Origin of the sequence: Nonomuraea sp. NPDC050022 (assembly GCF_044460705.1) — a bacterium.
Lineage (GTDB): Bacteria > Actinomycetota > Actinomycetes > Streptosporangiales > Streptosporangiaceae > Nonomuraea.
This window is the reverse complement of record NZ_JBITKE010000009.1, coordinates 218,434-237,055: the sequence shown is the minus strand read 5'-3', so window position 1 is coordinate 237,055 and position 18,622 is coordinate 218,434. Positions and strand designations below refer to the sequence as shown.

General features: G+C 68.9%; 12 protein-coding genes. 6 read left to right on the top strand and 6 right to left on the bottom strand.

Translation table 11 applies throughout. From position 1 onward, the window contains the following. Positions 1 to 36 precede the first annotated feature (36 nt). A complete protein-coding gene (locus tag ACIBO2_RS36295) occupies positions 37 to 504 on the top strand; it encodes a GNAT family N-acetyltransferase (RefSeq protein ID WP_358544908.1) in 468 nt (155 codons plus the stop codon). A 301-nt stretch (positions 505 to 805) separates the two neighbouring features. Here ACIBO2_RS36295 and ACIBO2_RS36290 read toward each other — a convergent pair whose 3' ends face one another. The 3 genes from ACIBO2_RS36290 to ACIBO2_RS36280 form a co-directional block, all read right to left on the bottom strand. Next, a complete protein-coding gene (locus tag ACIBO2_RS36290; RefSeq protein ID WP_358544906.1) occupies positions 806 to 3,643 on the bottom strand; it encodes a vitamin B12-dependent ribonucleotide reductase in 2,838 nt (945 codons plus the stop codon). Beyond that, the gene (gene nrdR, locus ACIBO2_RS36285) at positions 3,640 to 4,095 is read right to left on the bottom strand and encodes a transcriptional regulator NrdR (protein ID WP_214636146.1); all 456 of its coding nucleotides are present in this window, start codon (positions 4,093 to 4,095) and stop codon (positions 3,640 to 3,642) included. The genes ACIBO2_RS36290 and nrdR overlap by 4 nt, the downstream gene beginning before the upstream one ends. A 594-nt stretch (positions 4,096 to 4,689) precedes the next feature. Further along, on the bottom strand, positions 4,690 to 4,959 hold the full coding sequence (locus ACIBO2_RS36280; RefSeq protein ID WP_358544904.1) for a LysM peptidoglycan-binding domain-containing protein: 270 nt from the start codon (positions 4,957 to 4,959) through the stop codon (positions 4,690 to 4,692). Positions 4,960 to 6,601: 1,642 nt separating this feature from the next. Between ACIBO2_RS36280 and ACIBO2_RS36275 the strand changes: the two genes are divergently transcribed. From ACIBO2_RS36275 to ACIBO2_RS36265, 3 genes are all read left to right on the top strand, one after another. After that, positions 6,602 to 6,856, top strand: a complete 255-nt coding sequence (locus ACIBO2_RS36275) for a hypothetical protein (RefSeq protein ID WP_358544902.1) — start codon at positions 6,602 to 6,604, stop codon at positions 6,854 to 6,856. Between the two features lie 28 nt (positions 6,857 to 6,884). Further along, positions 6,885 to 7,595 carry a transcriptional repressor LexA gene (lexA, locus tag ACIBO2_RS36270; RefSeq protein ID WP_357940151.1) on the top strand — a complete coding sequence of 237 codons (711 nt, stop codon included), beginning with the start codon at positions 6,885 to 6,887 and terminating at the stop codon, positions 7,593 to 7,595. Between the two features lie 822 nt (positions 7,596 to 8,417). Then, positions 8,418 to 9,527 carry a MalY/PatB family protein gene (locus ACIBO2_RS36265; protein ID WP_397302854.1) on the top strand — a complete coding sequence of 370 codons (1,110 nt, stop codon included), beginning with the start codon at positions 8,418 to 8,420 and terminating at the stop codon, positions 9,525 to 9,527. Positions 9,528 to 9,651: 124 nt separating this feature from the next. Here the strand turns inward: ACIBO2_RS36265 and ACIBO2_RS36260 are convergent, their stop codons facing one another. After that, positions 9,652 to 10,725 (bottom strand): hypothetical protein, encoded by a 1,074-nt coding sequence (locus ACIBO2_RS36260; RefSeq protein WP_397302852.1) that lies wholly within the window; start codon positions 10,723 to 10,725, stop codon positions 9,652 to 9,654. A 234-nt stretch (positions 10,726 to 10,959) separates the two neighbouring features. After that, a complete protein-coding gene (locus tag ACIBO2_RS36255) occupies positions 10,960 to 14,142 on the bottom strand; it encodes a PDZ domain-containing protein (protein ID WP_358544899.1) in 3,183 nt (1,060 codons plus the stop codon). Between the two features lie 128 nt (positions 14,143 to 14,270). Here ACIBO2_RS36255 and ACIBO2_RS36250 point away from each other — a divergent pair, with 128 nt between their 5' ends. Together ACIBO2_RS36250 and ACIBO2_RS36245 are read left to right on the top strand one after the other, a co-directional pair. Then, positions 14,271 to 14,690, top strand: a complete 420-nt coding sequence (locus ACIBO2_RS36250; protein WP_358544898.1) for a hypothetical protein — start codon at positions 14,271 to 14,273, stop codon at positions 14,688 to 14,690. Between the two features lie 50 nt (positions 14,691 to 14,740). Beyond that, positions 14,741 to 15,706: a TIGR03557 family F420-dependent LLM class oxidoreductase gene (locus ACIBO2_RS36245; protein WP_358544897.1), complete on the top strand. Its 966-nt coding sequence runs from the start codon at positions 14,741 to 14,743 to the stop codon at positions 15,704 to 15,706. Positions 15,707 to 15,755: 49 nt separating this feature from the next. Here ACIBO2_RS36245 and leuS read toward each other — a convergent pair whose 3' ends face one another. Further along, a complete protein-coding gene (gene leuS / locus ACIBO2_RS36240; protein ID WP_397302847.1) occupies positions 15,756 to 18,236 on the bottom strand; it encodes a leucine--tRNA ligase in 2,481 nt (826 codons plus the stop codon). Positions 18,237 to 18,622: the final 386 nt, after the last annotated feature.

Sequence of the window (18,622 nt, the reverse complement as noted above, 5' to 3'; positions counted from 1 at the left end):
TCTCTCTTGGGAGCGGCCAGGATCTAGGGTGCCTGCATGAAGATCCGCGCAGCCGCAGCAGAGGACGCCAGAATCCTGGCCCTGCTGAACCCTCACGTTCATGCAGCCCACGCCGCCCGCCGCCCCGACGTCTACCGCGTCGACCCACCCGAACAGGAACTGACCGACTACTTCGCCACTCTCCTGGTCAAAGACTCTACGCGTGCGTTCATCGCCGAGATTGATCGTCCAGTCGGATATGCCGTGGCTGCCATCGTGCGTCGCGAGGAAAACCCGTTCCTCCGCGCCGAATCCTTCATCCTCCTCAATCAGCTGGCGGTGGATCCACAAGCCGCGAGACGCGGGGTTGCGAGTCAGCTGATCGAAGCCGTGCGGGACGCGGGCAGGCTGGAGGGCTGCCGGCGGCTGCTGACCGACGTACTGGACTTCAACGAGGGCGCCAAGGCCTTCTATGCGGCGGCCGGATTCGCCGAGCTGAAACACGTGCTGGAGCAGCCGCTTTGATGTTTTCGTAGCGCACTTTGCCCGTGGGCACGCCGCTCACGGTAGCTCTTGCCGTGCTTGCGCTTCCCCTCATACCGTGGAGACCGAACCTGAGGTGAGGTTGGGTCGTGGGAGTGACCAGGCGCCGGTTTGACCCGGAGTTCCGAGCCGGTGCGGTGCGCATCGTCAAGGAGACCGGCAAGCCGCCAGCACCTTGCCCAAACTCGTCGAGGGGGATCTGGAACCAAGTCCAGATCCCCCTCGTGACCAGGGTCTTAGCTGGTCAGGCCGAGTGTCGCGTCAACCGCGACTTCGCCTGTCTCTAGCTGCAGCCACTGGTGGAGCCGCAGCCCTCGCAGACGTAGCAGCTGCCCGCCGGCCGCATCTTGGTGCCGCAGGTCATGCAGAGCGGGGCGTCCGCGGTGATGCGCTGGTGGTTCTCCAGCGTGAACTCCTGCACCGGCTCAGGCGCCGCCTCCTGCTCCGCTTCCTGCTTGGCCTCGATCGGTGCCGACTGGGCGAGCGCCTCACGGTCGACCGCCTCCTGAAGCGCGGCCGGGTCCTCACCGCGCTGCTGCGCGGCGCGCTCGGCCGCCGAGAAGATGCCCAGCGCCGCCCGCTCGTCGTAGGGCAGGTGGTCGAGGGCCAGGCGGCGGAAGATGTAGTCCATCACCGAGGTGGCCATCCGGATGTCGGGGTCATCCGTCATCCCGGCGGGCTCGAAGCGCATGTTGACGAACTTGCTCATGTACGTCTCGAGCGGCACGCCGTACTGGAGCCCTATCGAGATCGCCACCGAGAAGGCGTCCATGACGCCCGCCAGCGTCGAGCCCTGCTTGGACATCTTCAGGAAGACCTCGCCGAGCCCGTCGTCGGGGTAGGACGAGGCGGTCATGTAGCCCTTGGCGCCGCCGACCGTGAAGCGGGTGGTCATGCTCGGCCGCTGGTTGGGCATCCGGCGCCTGGTGGGCCGGTTGACCTCGATGACCCGGACCTCGGGCTCGGCGACCTCGGCCGCCTTGTCGGCCTTCTCGGCCTCCTTCTTGCTGCCGCCGGCCGACAGCGGCTGGCCGACCTTGCAGTTGTCGCGGTAGACCGCCAGCGCCTTGAGGCCGAGCCGCCAGCCCTCCAGGTAGACCTGCTCGATGTCGTCGATCGTGGCCGACTCCGGCAGGTTGACCGTCTTGGAGATCGCGCCGGACAGGAACGGCTGCGCGGCGGCCATCATGCGGACGTGACCCATCGGGGCGATGGCCCGCTCGCCCATCGCGCAGTCGAACACCTCGTAGTGCTCCCTGCGCAGGCCGGGGGCGTCGACGACGTGGCCGTGCTCGGCGATGTACTCGACGATGGCCTCAATCTGCTCCTGCTGGTAGTTGAGCTGCCTGAGCGCGCGCGGAATCGTCTGGTTGACGATCTGCATGGAGCCGCCGCCGACGAGCTTCTTGAACTTGACCAGCGCCAGGTCGGGCTCGATGCCGGTGGTGTCGCAGTCCATCATCAGGCCGATGGTGCCCGTGGGCGCGAGCAGGCTGGCCTGCGCGTTGCGGTAGCCGTTCTTCTCGCCGACCCTGAGGCACTCCGACCACTGACGGGACGCCTCGGAGTGGATCTTGGCGTCCATCGAGCCGACCGTGCGCAGGTCGTCGTTGGCGGCGGCGTGCTTGCGCATGATCCGCTTGTGCGGCTCGGCGTTGCGGGCATAGCCGTCGTACGGGCCGACGACCCCGGCCAGCTCGGCGCTGCGCCGGTAGGACACACCGGTCATCAGCGACGTGATCGCCCCGGCGACCGCGCGGCCGCCGTCGGAGTCGTACGCGTGGCCGGTGGCCATGAGCAGTGCGCCCAGGTTCGCGTAGCCGATGCCGAGCTGGCGGTAGGCGCGAGTGGTCTCCCCGATCTTCTCGGTCGGGAAGTCGGCGAACGTGATCGACACGTCCATGGCCGTGATGATCAGCTCGGTCAGCTTGACGAAGTTCGCGACGTCGAAGGTGTCGTCGTCCTTCAGGAACTTCAGCAGGTTGATGCTGGCCAGGTTGCAGGAGGAGTTGTCGAGGTGGACGTACTCGCTGCAGGGGTTGCTGGCGGTGATGCGCCCGGTCTCCGGGGTGGTGTGCCAGTCGTTGATCGTGTCGTCGTACTGGACGCCGGGGTCAGCGCACTCCCAGGCGGCCTTGGCCATCTTGCGGAACAGCTCGCGCGCGTCGACCTTCTCGATCACCTCGCCGGTCAGACGGCCGCGCAGAGCGAAGTCGTCACCCTTCTCGACCGCGTGCATGAACTCCTCGGAGACGCGCACCGAGTTGTTGGCGTTCTGGTATTGGACCGAGACGATGTCCTTGCCGCCCAGGTCCATGTCGAACCCGGCGTCGCGCAGCGCGCGGACCTTGTCCTCCTCGCGGGCCTTGGTCTCGACGAACTCCACGATGTCGGGGTGGTCGACGTCGAGCACGACCATCTTGGCCGCCCGGCGGGTGGCGCCGCCGGACTTGATGGTGCCCGCGCTCGCGTCGGCGCCGCGCATGAACGAGACCGGCCCGCTGGCCGTGCCGCCGCTGGACAGGAGCTCCTTCGAGGAACGGATGCGGGACAGGTTGACCCCCGAGCCCGAGCCGCCCTTGAAGATCACGCCCTCTTCCTTGTACCAGTCGAGGATCGACTCCATCGTGTCGTCCACGGCCAAGATGAAGCAGGCGCTCACTTGCTGCGGGCTCGCGGTGCCCACGTTGAACCACACCGGCGAGTTGAACGCGAACACCTGGTGCGTCAGCGCGTGCTTCAACTCGTGGTCGAAGATCTCGGCATCCTCGTCGGTGGCGAAGTAGCCGTGCTCCACCGCGGTCTTGGTGTAGACGCCGACGACCCGGTCGACCAACTGCTTCAGGCTCCACTCGCGCTGCGGGGTGCCCACGGCGCCGCGGAAGTATTTGGTCGTGACGATGTTGGCCGCGTTGACCGACCAGAACTCAGGAAACTCGACGCCCCGCTGCTCGAAATTGATCGAGCCGTCGCGCCAATTGGTCATGACGACGTCGCGGCGCTCCCACTTGATGTCGTCATATGGGTGCACACCGGGCTTGGTGAAGATGCGCTTCATCTTGAGCCCTTTACGCGGACGCTTACCTCCGCGCGCGACTGAACCGCTGGCCGTCTCCGTCATGACTCCCCCTTCTCCGCCTTCAACTGTTCGATCTCGGCCTCGAAGTCCGCCAGGCTCTCGAAACCGCGATATACCGATGCGAATCGCAAGTAGGCCACCTCGTCCAACTCCCGCAACGGGCCCAGGATCGCCAGCCCCACCTCGTTGGAGGGGAGCTCGGCGGCACCCTTGGCCCGGATGGCCTCCTCGACGCGCTGGCCCAATTGAGCCAGCGAATCCTCGCTCACCGGCCTGCCCTGGCAGGCCCGTCGCACGCCCGCGACGACCTTGTCACGCGAAAACGGCTCCGTTACTCCGCTGCGCTTGCTCACCATCAGCAGTACGGTCTCCTGCGTGGTGAACCGGCGCCCGCATTCCGGACAGGTACGGCGGCGCCGAATGGCCGCGCCGTCCTCTGTCGAGCGACTGTCGATGACCCTCGTGTCGGGATGACGACAGAACGGACAGTGCACGTTTGCTCGCCCTCCTCGACCGTGTGGTCACCACAGGCGTAAAGCGCTCTTCTGCGTACGCTCGCGCACGCCCCACGGCTTGCCATGGTGCGGTCAGAGAAACACAATTTGTGGTGAACTACATCGGTGTAACTACTAGATGTTGTGGTCCAACCGTAGAAGCGAGCGACCATGAACGCAAGTTGGACGGGGGCTTGCCGCCGAAGTCGCTGATCAGCGCAGCCACCTTGGTCTGGCTCGGGCGTGTCGTCGTCAACACGGGCCGACGGGGGTGTGTTCCTCGCCTCGCTGGTCACGTTGGTTGGCCGGTCTCACGTGGGTGAACACGGCTCACAGGCATCTCGTACGGCACATCCGTACGCGCTCGTCCCCGCGCTTTGGGTTGGGGACGGACCGTATCGCTTACCGGTTGAGAATCACACGGCTACGGCACTGACACCGGGCGGCACAGCACAGCACAGCACAGCACAGCACCGCACGGCGCGGCGCGGCGCGGCGCAGCGCGGCACGGCGCAGCGCGGCACGGCGCAGCGCGGCACGGCGCAGCGCGGCACGGCACGGCCGCCGCACGGCGCCAATTAGGGCTGTTCGGGGTTACGGCAGGGCGTGGGCGCTCGGGACGTACAGGTGGTTGCCGGGGCGGATGAGCGCGCTGGGCAGGCCGTTCAACCGCTTGATCTCGGTCACGACCGCTCCGGGGTCGCCCTCGTCGGGAGCCATCGCGTCGGCGATCGTCCAGAGCGTGTCCCCCTCGTGGACGGTCACCCATGGCAGACCCGCGTGACTCGGTACGGCGGGCGCCGCGGACGCCTGACTGACCGCGCGGGTGCCGAGCCAGAAGCCGCCCAGGGACAGCAGAGCCATGGCCATCACCAGTACGGCCCGCCCCCGTCGCGTGAGCCGTACGGGAGGATTACGCCGCCCGCGTCGAGTGACGCCGGCCTGCCTCCTGGACAGACGGGTCCGATCAGCGGGCAGGCCGCCCCTACGCCGGGGACGGCGTGTGTACGAGCCCGTCACCTCATGGGCCCGGCCACCGGAACGACCGGCCGCTTCCCGAGCCCGGCCCTCGACACGCCCACCCACACCCCGAGACCGCACACCGTACCGACCACCCACCCGGCGCGCCCGCCCCTCCGAGGGGATCACAGCCTCCCCAGGCCGAAGCTCGGACCGGCCACCCGATTCCTGAGACCGGCCTTCGGACCGGCCACCCGCGCCACGGCGCCGGCTTTCGGACCGGCGCCCTGCCTCCCGGGACCGGCCCTCGGACTGGCCAACCGATTCCTGAGACCGGCCCTCGGACTGGCCAACCGATTCCTGAGACCGGCCCTCGATCCGGCGACCCACCCGACGCGACCGCCCCTCCGACCGGATCACAGCTTCCCGAGGCCGAAGCTCCGGCCGGCCCCCGGGCCGACTCTCTGCCTCACGGAACCGAGCGCCCGCGTCGCGGAGAGAGCCCTCCGCGCGGCCGTCGCCTGCCCGAAGCGACGAGTCCCCGGACTCCACCAATCGCCCGACTTCCGCCGAGCCTGCGGGCTCCACTGGGCGCCCGGCCGCGCCCGTGGGTCGCACACCTCCATCAGACGGCGGTGTGTCGTCGGCGTCAGGGCGTGGCGCGGGCACCAGCCACAGGAGCGGTCTCCCCTGTGCCGCAGCCCGACGGCTGAGAGGCCCCCTGCCAGCCGATCCGCCCCCGGCACGTACGCTGCCTCCCCCCGGACGGCCACCGCTGCCGTATTCGGGACGCCCTCCGCCCCCGCGCGCAGGCCGCGTACCGCCTTCCCTGCCGAAACGGCCTCCGTCTCCACCCTCGCGAATGCTCCCGCCCCCAGCCCGCAGACGACCCGCGCTCCCAGTTCCGGAGCGAGCCCCGCCCGCTATCCCAAGACGGCCTTCTGGCCCCGGGGCAGCGGACCCCGGACCTGCCAACCCCGGACCCCCGGATCCCGAACCGGCCGATCCCGCATCAACGGACGGCGAACCAGCAGACCCCGAACCACCGGACGCCAGCCCAACAGAAGCCGAACCGGCGGAACCCCGACCGGCGGAACCCCGACCGCCAGCTCCCGGACCGGCGGAGCCCGAACCGACGAGCCCCGAACCGACGAGCCCCGGACCAACAGACCCCGGACCGCCAGACCCCGAGCCGCCAGACCCCGGACCAACAGACGTCAGTCCAACAGGCCCCAGGCCGACCGACGCCGAACCGCCAGACCTCGGACCGGCCGATCCCGAATCGCTAGGCCCCGAATCGCCGGACGCCGAACCAGCGGATCCCGAACCAGCGGACACCGGTACAACCGACACGGCCGCCGGTCCAACCGACCCCGAACCGACGGACGCCGGAGCCCGGTTGTCGGAGTTGTCACGGGTATGCGGGCGTTCGCGATCTGACCGATTGGCGGAATCGCCACCCCGAGAACCGTCACCCCGGTCGTCACCCGTGTTATCGCCCCCTGCCACCGGTCGCCGGGTGGCGTCCGCCAGGAGGGTGAGTCGCTTGACGTCGTCGCTGGTCGCATCTGTGATGGTGGTCGCTCGCATGTGTGACCTCCCAGCCGTCCCGGCCCGAAAAAAAGACCCAATAAAGATCGGCAAATCGAACACGGTGTCGATCGAACTCCCGTACGATGTTGTACACCACGCTGCCAACAATTTCGAGGAAGACTCGAACAATTGTTTGAAGATGATCTTCAACAGCGATACGGTCGCTGTGTGCGACACGAAGACCACGGACCGGGAGATTCGCCGGTGAGGCGGGCCACCGGGCGAGGAGGCAGATCATGAGCGATCGGGATGACACCAACGGGGTCAGTGACCTCGCGGTGCGTCGGCGTGACTCCCTGGGACTGACGCCCAGGCAACGCAAGATCCTCGAGGTGATTCGCGACTCGGTCCAACAGCGGGGCTACCCGCCGTCCATGCGCGAGATCGGCGAGGCCGTGCAGCTGACCAGCACGTCCAGCGTGTCGCACCAGCTGACGGCGTTGCAACGCAAGGGCTACCTGAGACGCGACCCTCATCGGCCGCGCGCTCTCGAGGTGCGTCTTCCCGGCGAGCCCGTGCTCTGGGTCGATCCCGACGCCGCCAACGAGTCCGACTCCCCGGTGAGCAGGCCCACGGCCGCCTATGTGCCGCTGGTCGGCCGGATCGCCGCCGGTGGGCCGATCCTCGCCGAGGAGAGCGTCGAAGACGTCTTCGCCCTGCCCAAGCAACTGGTCGGCGAAGGCACCCTCTTCCTCCTGCAGGTCGCCGGTGATTCGATGATCGACGCCGCCATCGCCGACGGCGACTGGGTCGTCGTCCGCCAGCAGCCGGTCGCGGAGAGCGGTGACATCGTGGCGGCCATGATCGAGGGCGAGGCTACGGTGAAGACGTTCAAGCGCAAGGACGGCCACGTCTGGCTGGTGCCACACAACGCCAACTACGACCCGATCCCCGGCGACGAGGCCAGCGTCCTGGGCAAGGTCGTAGCGGTCCTCCGCCGCCTCTGACTCCACACAGGTTTCCGGGCGCATGACAGGGTCATGCGCCCGGAAAACCGTACGTGTGTCTTACGAGTGGCCACGACCATACGGGTGGCTGATGGGTGGCCATGGATCGTATCGGGTGGCTACTGGGCATCTCCTGTACGGGCGTAGGTACGGACCGTACAGACGGCTAGCGGGTATCGACCGTGCGGGTGTCCAATGGGCATCAGTCGCGCGGATGGCTGACGGGTACGGCAGGAAGGCACCGCTCCTGTGATCCACGAGTGGTTGGTGTGGTTTCGCCACCAGCCACCTTGTGGGCCTGCCACATCGACGGGCCTTCGAGCATTTCGGCGCGAACGGACCGACCGAAGGCGAGACCGTCTGACCGGCCAGATGTGCCGACGATGAGACGGACTGATCAGTGAGACGGGTCGCCCGTGAGACCGGGCCGCCCGGCGAGATGGGCCGACTCCGAGATCAGGCTGGGCGTAAGACCGGGTTGACCGGTGAAGGGCCGACGATGAGACGGACTGATCAGTGAGACGGGCCGCCCGTGAGACTGGGCCGCCCGGCGAGATGGGCAGGTCGGCGCGAGATTGGGCCCGGTGAGACGGGCCGACGGTGCAATGAGCTGGCCATGAGACGGGCCAGCCGCCGTGAGACGGGCCGACCAAGCCAACCGTGAAACCGGGCCAACCGGACAAATGGGCTGGCCGTAGGGCCGGGCCGACCGTGAGACGAGATGGCTGTGAGACAGGTCGCCTGTAAGGCAGGGGTGGCCGTAAGACCGGGCTGATCGTGAGACGGGGTGGCCAGGATCAAGGTGGTTTTTAGAATGGCCGCGTGACCGACATAAAGCGGGCAGAAGACCTCAAGGCAACACACGACGGATTCAAGTGGGCCAAAGCCGCTCCTGGCGTCATCCCCGCCTGGATCGCCGACATGGACCTCCCCACCGCCCCAGAAGTCGTCAACGCCCTCCAACGGCGGGCCCACGGTGACCTCGGCTACCCCACCTGGCTGGACAGTCCCCGCTGCGGCCCCCTGGCTGAGGCGTTCGTTGAGCGGATGGCCGGTCGGTACGACTGGGAGCCGGAGCTTGAGTATGTGCGGAGTTATTCCGACATCAACCAAGCGCTTCAAGTGCTCCTCCACGTATGGACCCGCCCAGGCGACGGCGTGGCCGTGCATACCCCCGCCTACCCCCCGTTCCTCGGCACGCTGGAGACCATGGATCGGCCGCCGCATCCCCTCCAGCTGATCGCCGACGGGGACTCGTGGCGGTTTGAGGTGCCTGATCTGTCCCGGTGCAAGGTGTTGCTGCTGGTCAACCCGCACAATCCCACAGGCCGGGTCTTCACCCGCGAGGAGCTGACCGAGCTGGCGGAGCACGTCGAGCGTCATGACCTGCTCGTCATCTCCGACGAGATCCACGCCGACCTCGCGTACGCCCCCAACCAGCACATCCCGTTCGCCACCATCCTGCCCGAACGGACCGTCACGCTCACCTCTGCCACCAAGGCGTTCAATCTCGGCGGCATCCGGTGCTCGGTGGCCCACATCGGATCGCCGGAGCTGCGTAAGGCTCTGGACGCGCAGCCGCCCTTCGTGTTCGGCTCGGCCAATCTGTTCGGGGTGGAGGCGACGGTGGCGGCCTGGCGGCACGGCGACGGCTGGCTTGAGAAGACCCGTGCCCTGTTGGACAGGAATCGCCGAATGGTCGCCGATCGCCTGCCTGAGGGGGTCGGCTACCGCATCCCGGAGGCCACCTACCTGGCCTGGCTCGACTACGGCCGCCCAGGCGTACAGGAAACGCTCGAACGTGACGCGAAGGTCATGCTGAGCGATGGCGCCACGTTCGGGCCCGGCGGCGCGCACTGCGTACGGTTGAACTTCGCCACCACCGAGCCGATCTTGGCTGAGATCCTGGACCGCATCACACAGACCGGATGACCATCATCATCAACCGGCCTGTGGCCGCACCCCGCCGTGCGGCAGTCCAGGAGGACCCGCATGACCATGGACGTCAATGACCGCAGGCCCCAATGACTCAGGGGCGCATGACCGCAAGGGAAGGTCAGAAGCGAGGGAAGTCCGTCTCCTCGACCCCCGCCGGCCCGGCGCCCACCGAGTCCTTCTTCAAGGACTCTCCCGCCAGGTACTCCAGCCGCGCGGTGATAGCCCCCTGAATCAGTACAAGGGCGAGCGACAACCGCCACCCCACCTTGATGGACGCCAGCCGGGCGGCCGGGTTGACGGCCGCGACCAGGCGCAGCCCCGCGATCACCCCAAGCTCGCCCATGGTCGTCCAGAACGCGTACGAGTGCAGCCGGTTCAGCTGCTTCACCGCGTCCTGCAACCCGACGGCCCGGCCCGCGGCGTAGTCGGCGAGCTGGACACCCGCGGTGACGAAGTCTCGTAGCTTCTGGTCGGCCACGTCCTTGGCGCCGCCGTGCCACGCTGCCGCCAGTGCCTCCAGCTTCATCGGGTCCCCGGCCCCGAAGGTCTCGCCCAGGGAGTCGGCGGCGTGGCGCCAGGCCGCGATGGCCTCGTCGACCTTGTCGTCGTTCCAGGTCACGGTGGCCAGCCAGAGCATGAGCCCGGTCGCGGCCGTGATCGACATCGTGGCGGCGACCTTGAGCATGGACAGCGTGCGCTGGCTCAGGTTCGCCATCTTCGCCGCCTCGGCCGACAGGTTCGCGACCCCGGCGGCCGAGCCGCGCTGGAGGTAGGAGGAGGCCTCCGCCAGCCGGATGAGAGTCACGCCGGTGGTGCCGAGCGACGTGAGGCCATATCCCAGGCCGTTCCGGACTTCCGACTCCGGCGAAGGCGCCTCCCCGCGTACGAGAGGCTGCCGATCGCGGCCGACGGCGAGGACCGCGCGCATGACGTCGTTGGAGGCCCGCACGTACCCGTCGGCGGTGAGCTTCAGGTTGCGCGAGATGCCCTCGGCCGACTCCACGCCGCGCCGCGCCCGGCTGTTGAACTCGTCGCAGGCCTGGTTGTGGCGTTCTCTCGCCGCGCCACCGGCGATGCCGAACGTCCCCAGGGGGAGCCCTGGGACGGCGAGCTTTTCCAGGGCCTTCCGGACGTCCCGGGCATTCAGTCCGGTTTCCCGGATACCGCTCTGACGATAGGCGAGAGGCTCCACCGCCCTACCTCTGAAGGAGGGAGTCAGCGGCCACGCGCTTGAGCGACAGCCCAAGGGCGTCACTCTGGCGATACGCAAGGGGCTTCATGAGATCAAGCCTGCCTACGGGATCCGCTCCGATCGTCATCGGAGCGGACCCCGTGATGATTCCGTTATGTAGCGAGGTTACGTCGCGAGGTTATGTCGCGAGAGGCGGCAGGTCCGCGACGAGCAGGTCCGCGACGGAAGGGTCCGTTAGGTCGCGAGAGGCGGCAGGTCCGGAGGTGTGGCCGCCGGGTGCTCGGCCAGGGCGGCGAGCGCGAGTTCGACCGCCTTCTCCAGCTGCGGATCGCGCCCCGCCACCCGGTCCTGCGGCGTGATGACCACCTCGATGTCGGGGTCGACACCGTAGTTCTCCACGCCCCAGCCCGGCCCGGCCAGCCAGAACGAGTAGCGGGGCTGGGTCACCACCGTCCCGTCCACCAGCGAGTAGCGCGAGTCGATGCCGATCACCCCGCCCCACGTCCGGGTGCCCACCAGCGGACCGATCTTCCGGTTCTTGATGCCCGCGCTCACGATGTCGCCGTCCGAGCCCGCGAACTCGTCGGTGACGGCCACGATCGGGCCGCGCGGCGAGTCCTCGGGGTAGCGCATCGGCTCGTAGCCGCGGGCGTGGTTCCAGCCGGTGACCCGGCGCGACAGCTTCTCCAGCACGAGCTCGGAGGTGTGCCCGCCGCCGTTCTCGCGTACGTCCACGACCAGCCCCTCGCGGGCCATCTCCGTACGCAGGTCGCGATGGAACTGCGCCCACCCCGAGGCCACCATGTCGGGCACGTGCAGGTAGCCGAGCCGCCCGTCCGACGCCTGCCGGACGTAGGCCCGGCGGCCCTCCACCCAGTCGTGGTAGCGCAGCTGCGTCTCGTCCGAGATCGGGGTGACCACCACCCGGCGCGTCTCGCCGCCCGACGCCGGTCGTACGGTCAGCTCAATGGGCTGGCCGGCCGTGCCGGACAGGGAGGCGAGCGGGCCGCGTACGGGATCGACGGGCCGTCCGCCCACCGCCACGATCGCGTCGCCCGCGCGCACGGCGACGCCCGGCGCGAGCAGCGGCGAGCGCGCGTCGTGGTCGGACGACTCGCCGGGCAGGATCCGTTCGACGCGCCAGACGCCTTCCGCGTCGCGGACGATGTCGGCGCCGAGCAGACCCTGGCGCCGCCGCGAGTCGTAGCCCCCGCCGACGGGCCGGGCGTAGGCGTGCGAGGTGCCCAGCTCGCCCTGTACCTCCCAGAGCAGGTCGATGAGCTCGGAGTAGGCGCCGATCCGGTCGATCAGCGGCGCGTAGCGGTCGAGGGCGCCCTGCCAGTCGACGCCGTTCATGTCCGCGCGCCAGAAGTGGTCGCGCATCAACCGGCCGGCCTCGGCAAAGCCCTGCCGCCACTCGGCGACCGGGTCGATCTGGACCGTGATCCGGTCGAGGTCGATGGTGACCACCTCATCGCCCTCACCGCTGGTGCGGGTCTGCAAGCCGTTCTTGCCGTTGAGGACGAGCCTGCTGCCGTCGCCGCTCACCTCGAAGGCGCGCGTCTCCCTGCCGAGCTCGGCCTTGGCGCGCTTCTTGAGGTCGTAGCGTTCGAGGACGGTCTCGCCGGTCGGCTCGGTGCCGTCGCCGAGCAACCCGGCCGTCGGGTGGCGCAGCCAGAGCAGGGCGTCCTTGGCGGTGCGCAGGTTGCGGTAGTGCGCGGCGGGCACGGGCACCGGCACCACGCGCGAGGCCAGCCCCTCGAGATCCACCTCGGTACGCGGCGGCTCGGCGTCCTTCTTCTCCGAGCTCTTCTTCTCATCCGAAGCAGAGGACGAGGACGAGGCGGGCTTGTCGTCCTCGCCGTTGAACCCGCGCCCCTGCAGGCTCGGGTCGAACGGCGAGGGCGTCGTCGCCTGCAACGGCACCAGGTACGGCCGGCAGCCCGCCGGGAACGACAGGTCGAACACGTGCGCGTCGTAGATCGGGTCGAAGGTCCGTACCGACAGGAACGCCAGATGCTTTCCGTCCCTGGTGAAGACCGGGTCGAAGTCGACGAACCGCAGCGGCGTCACGTCGATGACGGAGGTCCCGTCGAGGCGGCCCATCCTGATCTGCGACAGCCGCTCGTCGTGCGGGTGCACCCACGCCAGCCAGGACGAGTCGGGCGAGAACGTCAGCCCGCTGATGTCCCCCTGCGTCGTGCGATCCAGCTCCCGGACATTTCCGGATTCGAGGTCGATGACCAGCAGCCGCCCGTCGTGCGTGGCCACGGCCACGTGCTTGCCGTTGGGGGCGGCGGCCAGCTGGAGCACCCGGCCGAGCTCGCCTGCGGCCAGCGTACGGATCTCGCCGCCGGGCGTACCGATCTCCAGGCCGTCCTCACCGCTGGCGTCCGAGACCCAGACCGCCCGGCCGTCGGCGTCGAGCGCCCGCGGCAGCCGTACCCGGACGCCCGGCTCCACCCGCAACGCGCCCGCGGGCCCGTCTCGGTGGGTCACCCAGTGGGCGGTGCCGCGGATCTCGACCGCGCTCGCCCGCCCGGTCTCGTCCGGCGAGAACCCGCCGACGCGGGCCGGCGCCGGTCGCCGCGCGCGGGCCGGGCGCGGCCCGCCGAGCTTGACCTCCAGCTTGTACGGCTCCGCCTCCAGGCTCTCCAGCAGCCACAGGTCGCCGGCGTGGCTGTAGACCACCCGCTGCCCGTCGGTCGAGGCGTGGCGGGCGTAGAACTCGTCGTGCCCGGTGTGCTTGCGCAGGTCGGAGCCGTCGGGCAGGGCCGAGTACACATTGCCGGTGCCGTCGATGTCGGCCAGGAACGCGATGCGATCACCCGCCCACATGACCGACCAGTACTGCGCGTGGCTGTCGGCGAACAGCCGGGCGAACTCGCCGTTCCCCTCGGCGTCGACCCAGAGCTTGCCGGCCGTACCTCCCCGGTAGCGCTTCCAGTGTGACGGCTCGCGGTAGACCGGCGACACGGTCGCCACCCGGTCGCCGCTGACGGCGGCCTCGCTCACCCACCCGTACGGCAGGCGCACCGCCGGGCCGCCGTCCAGCGGCACCGCGTACGCCCACGTCCTGGCCCGCGAGCCCTCTCCCGTCGCGCTGACCGCGAGCACATCCCCGCCGGCGGTCCACCCGCGCGCGCCGGTCGTCGCGCTGCCCCAGTGGGTCAGCCGCTCGCCCTCGGCTCCGTCGAGCTCGGCGGCGAACACTTCGGGCGGTCCCTCCCGATGGCCGGTCCACGCGATGCGGGCGCCGTCGGGCGAGAACCTGGGGTACGACACGGGTGTACGGTCGGCGGTGAACCGCCAGGCCCGTCCGCCCGCCACGGGAGCCAGCCAGACATCGTCGTCGGCGACGAAGGTGACCAGGTCACCGTGCAGGTGTGGAAATCTCAGGTATGCGCCAGTTGTCACAGCTGCACACTAGTGCGCGTCCGGCCGCGAAGTCCGCCCTTGAAGTCTTGGTCAAGGCCGCCGCCGAGCAGAGTGTGACAGATGGTGATGGGGCAGAAGCCGTACGTGACGTCATTTCTGGAGGAAACGTGAGGATTCTCGCCCGCCCCCACCAGTGGCCGCCCCGCATCGCGGCGGGCGCGTACATCCTGGACTCCGGGCTGACCCTGGCTCAGGCCGACCGCGAGGCCGCCACCGGCGTGCACGGCATGGCGGCCACGGCTTTCCCGTTCCTTCGCCGGCAGGATCCCGAGACGTTCGTGCGGCTGCTGGCGAAGTCGCAGATCGCGGTCGGATCGGCGCTGTTGCTCCCGGTGGTGCCGTCGCTGCTCGCGGGGGCGGCGCTCACCGCGTTCGCCGGCGGGCTGCTCGCCTTCTACGTCAAGACCCCCGGGCTGCGCCAAGACGGCACCCTGCGCCCCTCTCAAGAGGGCGTCTCGGTCGCCAAGGACGTCTGGCTGATGGGCATCGGGCTGGGCCTGGTGGTGGAGGAACTGACCCAACGTTGATCTCCGGCGCTTGGTAACTAACGTGTGCAAGCCCGGGTAGTCGGCACACCATGGCAGAAATCGGCTACACCTTGATGTGCGAGCAGACTCCGGCCCGGCAGCTGGTGGACGACGCGGCCACCGCCGAACGGACCGGATTCGACTACGCGGTCATCTCCGACCACTACTTCCCATGGCTTGAGGAGCAGGGTCACGCGCCCTATGCCTGGTCGGTCCTGGGCGCGGCGGCGAACGCCACCGAACACCTGCCCCTCATGACGTACGTGACGTGCCCGCTGATGCGTTATCACCCGGCCGTCGTCGCGCAGAAGGCGGCCACGATGGGGGTGCTCAGCCAGGGCCGGTTCACGCTGGGGCTGGGCTCAGGCGAGAACCTGAACGAGCATGTCATCGGCGAAGGCTGGCCACCGGTCAACACCCGGCACCGGATGCTGCGCGAGGCCGTCCAGATCATCAAGAAGCTGTTCTCCGGCGAGTACGTCACCTACCAGGGCGAGTTCTACGACGTGGACTCGGCCAAGCTCTATGACCTGCCCGAGCGCCGGATCCCGATCGGGGTCGCCGCCTCCGGTGGGCAGTCGGCGGACCTGGCCGCCGAGTTCGGCGACCTGCTGATCGTCAACGAGCCGATGCCGGAGGTGGTGGATCAGTTCAACGCGCTCGGCGGGTCGGGCAAGCCGGTGTACGGCCAGCTGGCCATCTCCTACGACACCGACGCCGAGGCGGCCAAGGAGCGGGCCCACGAGCTGTGGCGCTGGTCGTCGGCCGGGTGGAAGGTGATGGCCGAGCTGCCGGGGCCGGTCAACTTCGGCGCCTACGCCGACTACGTACGGCCCGAGGACGTCGCCGGCAGCGTGCCGTGCGGCGACGATGTGGAGGCGGTGGTCGAGGCGGTCCGGAAGTACACCGACGCCGGGTTCACGCACGTCGCGCTCGTACAGATCGGGCACGACCAGCAGCAGCCCTTCTTCGGCTGGGCCGAGAAGGAGCTGCTGCCCGCGCTGCGCCGCCTCTGACTCGCGGCGCCGTCTCTGAGTCCGACGGGAGTCCGGCGGGTCACTCCCGTCAGGGGACGATGTTGACCAGCTTCGGCGCCCGCACAATCACCTTGCGCGGCTCGCCCGTCAGGTAGGAGCGGACCTTCTCCGAGCCCAGGGCCAGCGCCCTCAGGTCGGCCTCCGAGATGTCGGGCGACACCTCCAGGCGCTCGCGCACCTTGCCGGCCACCTGGACGACGCAGGTCACCGACTCCTGCACCAGCAGCGCCGGGTCGGCGGTGGGCCAGCCGGCCCGGCCGACGCCGCCCTCGTGGCCCAGGCGCTCCCAGCCCTCCTCGGCGGTGTAGGGCGCCACCAGCGACAACATGATCGCCAGCGTCTCGGCCGCCTCGCGGACCGCGGGGTCGGCGGCGCCGGGACCGGAGTCGATGGCCTTGCGGGCCGCCGAGGTCAGCTCCATCATGCGCGCGATCGCGACGTTGAAGCGCTGGGACTCCACCAGCCGGGTGACCTCGTCGATGGCGTGGTGCGTGGCCTTGCGCAGCTCGACGTCGCCGCCCTCGAACGACACGCCGGGCTCGGCCGCCACCTCGTCCATCACGCGGAAGGCACGGGCCAGGAACTTCTGCGACGCGGCCGGCGACATGTCGGCCCAGTCGATGTCCTCCTCGGGCGGCCCGGCGAACACCATGGTCAGGCGGACCGCGTCGACTCCGAAGTCGTCGATCTGCTTGCCCAGGTCCACGCCGTTGCCCAGGGACTTGGACATGGCCTTGCCGCCGTTGATCACCTGGCCCTGGTTGAGCATGCGCAGGAACGGCTCGGTGAAGTCCAGCATGCCCATGTCGTGCAGGACCTTGGTGAAGAAGCGCGAGTAGAGCAGGTGCAGCACCGCGTGCTCGATGCCGCCGACGTACTGGTCGATCGGGCCCCACTTGCGGACCGCCTCGACGTCGAACGGGCCGTCGGTGTAGCCGGGCGAGGTGTAGCGCAGGAAGTACCAGGAGGAGTCGACGAAGGTGTCCATGGTGTCGGTGTCACGCTGGGCGGGACCGCCGCACTTGGGGCACTCGACGTTGACCCAGTCGGCGGCACTGGCCAGCGGGGACACGCCCTTCGGCGCCAGGGCCTCGCCGCGCAGGTCGGGCAGCGTGATCGGCAGCTGGTCGTCGGGGACGGGCACCTCGCCGCAGTCGACGCAGTGGATGATCGGGATCGGCGTGCCCCAGTAGCGCTGGCGGGACAGCAGCCAGTCGCGCAGCCGGAAGTTGATCGCGCCCGTGCCCTTGCCCTGGGTCTCCAGCACTTCGATGATCTTGGAGATGGCCTCGGTCTTGGACAGCCCGTCCAGCGGGCCGGAGTTGACCAGCTTGCCCTCGCCCGGCGTGGCCTCGCCGGTCTCGCCGGGGTCGGCCAGGCCGGTGTGCACGACGACCTTCACCGGCAGCCCGAACTTCACCGCGAAGTCCAGGTCACGCTGGTCGTGGGCGGGCACGGCCATGATGGCGCCGTGGCCGTAGTCGGACAGCACGTAGTCGGCCGCCCAGACCTGGATGCGCTCGCCGTTGACCGGGTTGATCGCGTAGCGGCCCAGGAAGACGCCGGTCTTGTCCTTGTCGGTGGACAGCCGCTCGATGTCGCTCAGCTTGGCCGACTCGGCCCGGTATGCCTCGAAGGCCGCGCGCTGCTCGTCCGTGACGATCTCGTCGGCCAGCGGCGCGTCCACGGCCACCACGAAGAACGTCGCGCCGAACAGCGTGTCGGGCCGCGTGGTGTAGACGTGGACCGGCTCCTCGCGGCCCTCGATCTCGAACAGCACGTCGGCGCCCTCGGACCGGCCGATCCAGTTGCGCTGCATGGTCAGCAGCCGCTCCGGCCAGCCGTCCAGCTGCTGCATGTCGTCCAGCAGCCGCTGCGCGTAGTCAGTGATCTTGAAGTACCACTGCGTCAGCTCGCGGCGGATCACGTCGCTGCCGCAGCGCTCGCACTTGCCCGCCACGACCTGCTCGTTGGCCAGCACGGTCTGGTCCTGGGGGCACCAGTTGACCAGGCCGCCCTTGCGGTAGGCCAGGCCGCGCTCGAAGAAGCGGATGAACAGCCACTGGTTCCAGCGGTAGTAGTCGGGGTCGCTGGTGTGCAGGCGGCGCGACCAGTCGAAGGAGATGCCGTAGCGCTTGAACGAATTGGCCTGCGTCTCGATGTTGGCGTAGGTCCACTCAGCGGGGTGTGCGTTCCGCTTGATGGCGGCGTTCTCGGCCGGCAGGCCGAAGGAGTCCCAGCCGATCGGGTGGAGGACGTTGTAGCCCTTCTGGAACCAGTAGCGCGCGACCACGTCGGCGATCGCGAACACCTCGGCATGGCCCATGTGGAGGTCACCGGAAGGATAGGGGAACATGTCCAGCATGTAGCGCCGCTCACGCGTGTCGGCGGCGTCATCGCTGGCCCGGAACGGGTCCTGCTCCTCCCATCGCTGCTGCCACTTGGCCTGCAGCGCCTGCGGGTTGTACTCACTCACGGCGGTTGTCCTTTTGGATTGACTCGGACCCATAAGAAAACCCCTCGTGCGCATGACGAGGGGCAGCCGCGACGGCGAGCTGATCAGAGCCGTCGCGGCCCGCTAAGAAGCAGGGTCGCGGAACGCATAGGTCAAGCCTAGCGCACGTCTTCGGCTGAATGCGGGTCGTCGAGCCGGGTCAGTGGGCACAATGGACTCTTCAGGTCTGGTGAGATCTGATGGTGATGTATCCGTTGTGACCTCTAATGTCCCATTAGAATACTCTCGTCGCCGTGGTGTACCCAGTAGAGCCAGAACGTCCAGATGGTGGCCTGCCCATGCAGGACCCACCGACGGATCCGCACGGCTTCGCGCGTTTTACTGCGGAACCCCTGGTCTCGCGTGAGATCATGCCGGATGCGTTAAATCCGGACATAACC

What these genes read in the sequence shown, in the direction of transcription:
- ACIBO2_RS36295 (WP_358544908.1), top strand. Translation starts at nt 37, where the DNA reads ATGAAGATCCGCGCAGCCGCAGCAGAGGACGCCAGAATCCTGGCCCTG.
- ACIBO2_RS36290 (WP_358544906.1), bottom strand. Translation starts at nt 3,643, where the DNA reads ATGACGGAGACGGCCAGCGGTTCAGTCGCGCGCGGAGGTAAGCGTCCG.
- ACIBO2_RS36280 (WP_358544904.1), bottom strand. Translation starts at nt 4,959, where the DNA reads ATGGCTCTGCTGTCCCTGGGCGGCTTCTGGCTCGGCACCCGCGCGGTC.
- lexA (WP_357940151.1), top strand. Translation starts at nt 6,885, where the DNA reads ATGAGCGATCGGGATGACACCAACGGGGTCAGTGACCTCGCGGTGCGT.
- ACIBO2_RS36245 (WP_358544897.1), top strand. Translation starts at nt 14,741, where the DNA reads ATGGCAGAAATCGGCTACACCTTGATGTGCGAGCAGACTCCGGCCCGG.
- leuS (WP_397302847.1), bottom strand. Translation starts at nt 18,236, where the DNA reads ATGGGTCCGAGTCAATCCAAAAGGACAACCGCCGTGAGTGAGTACAAC.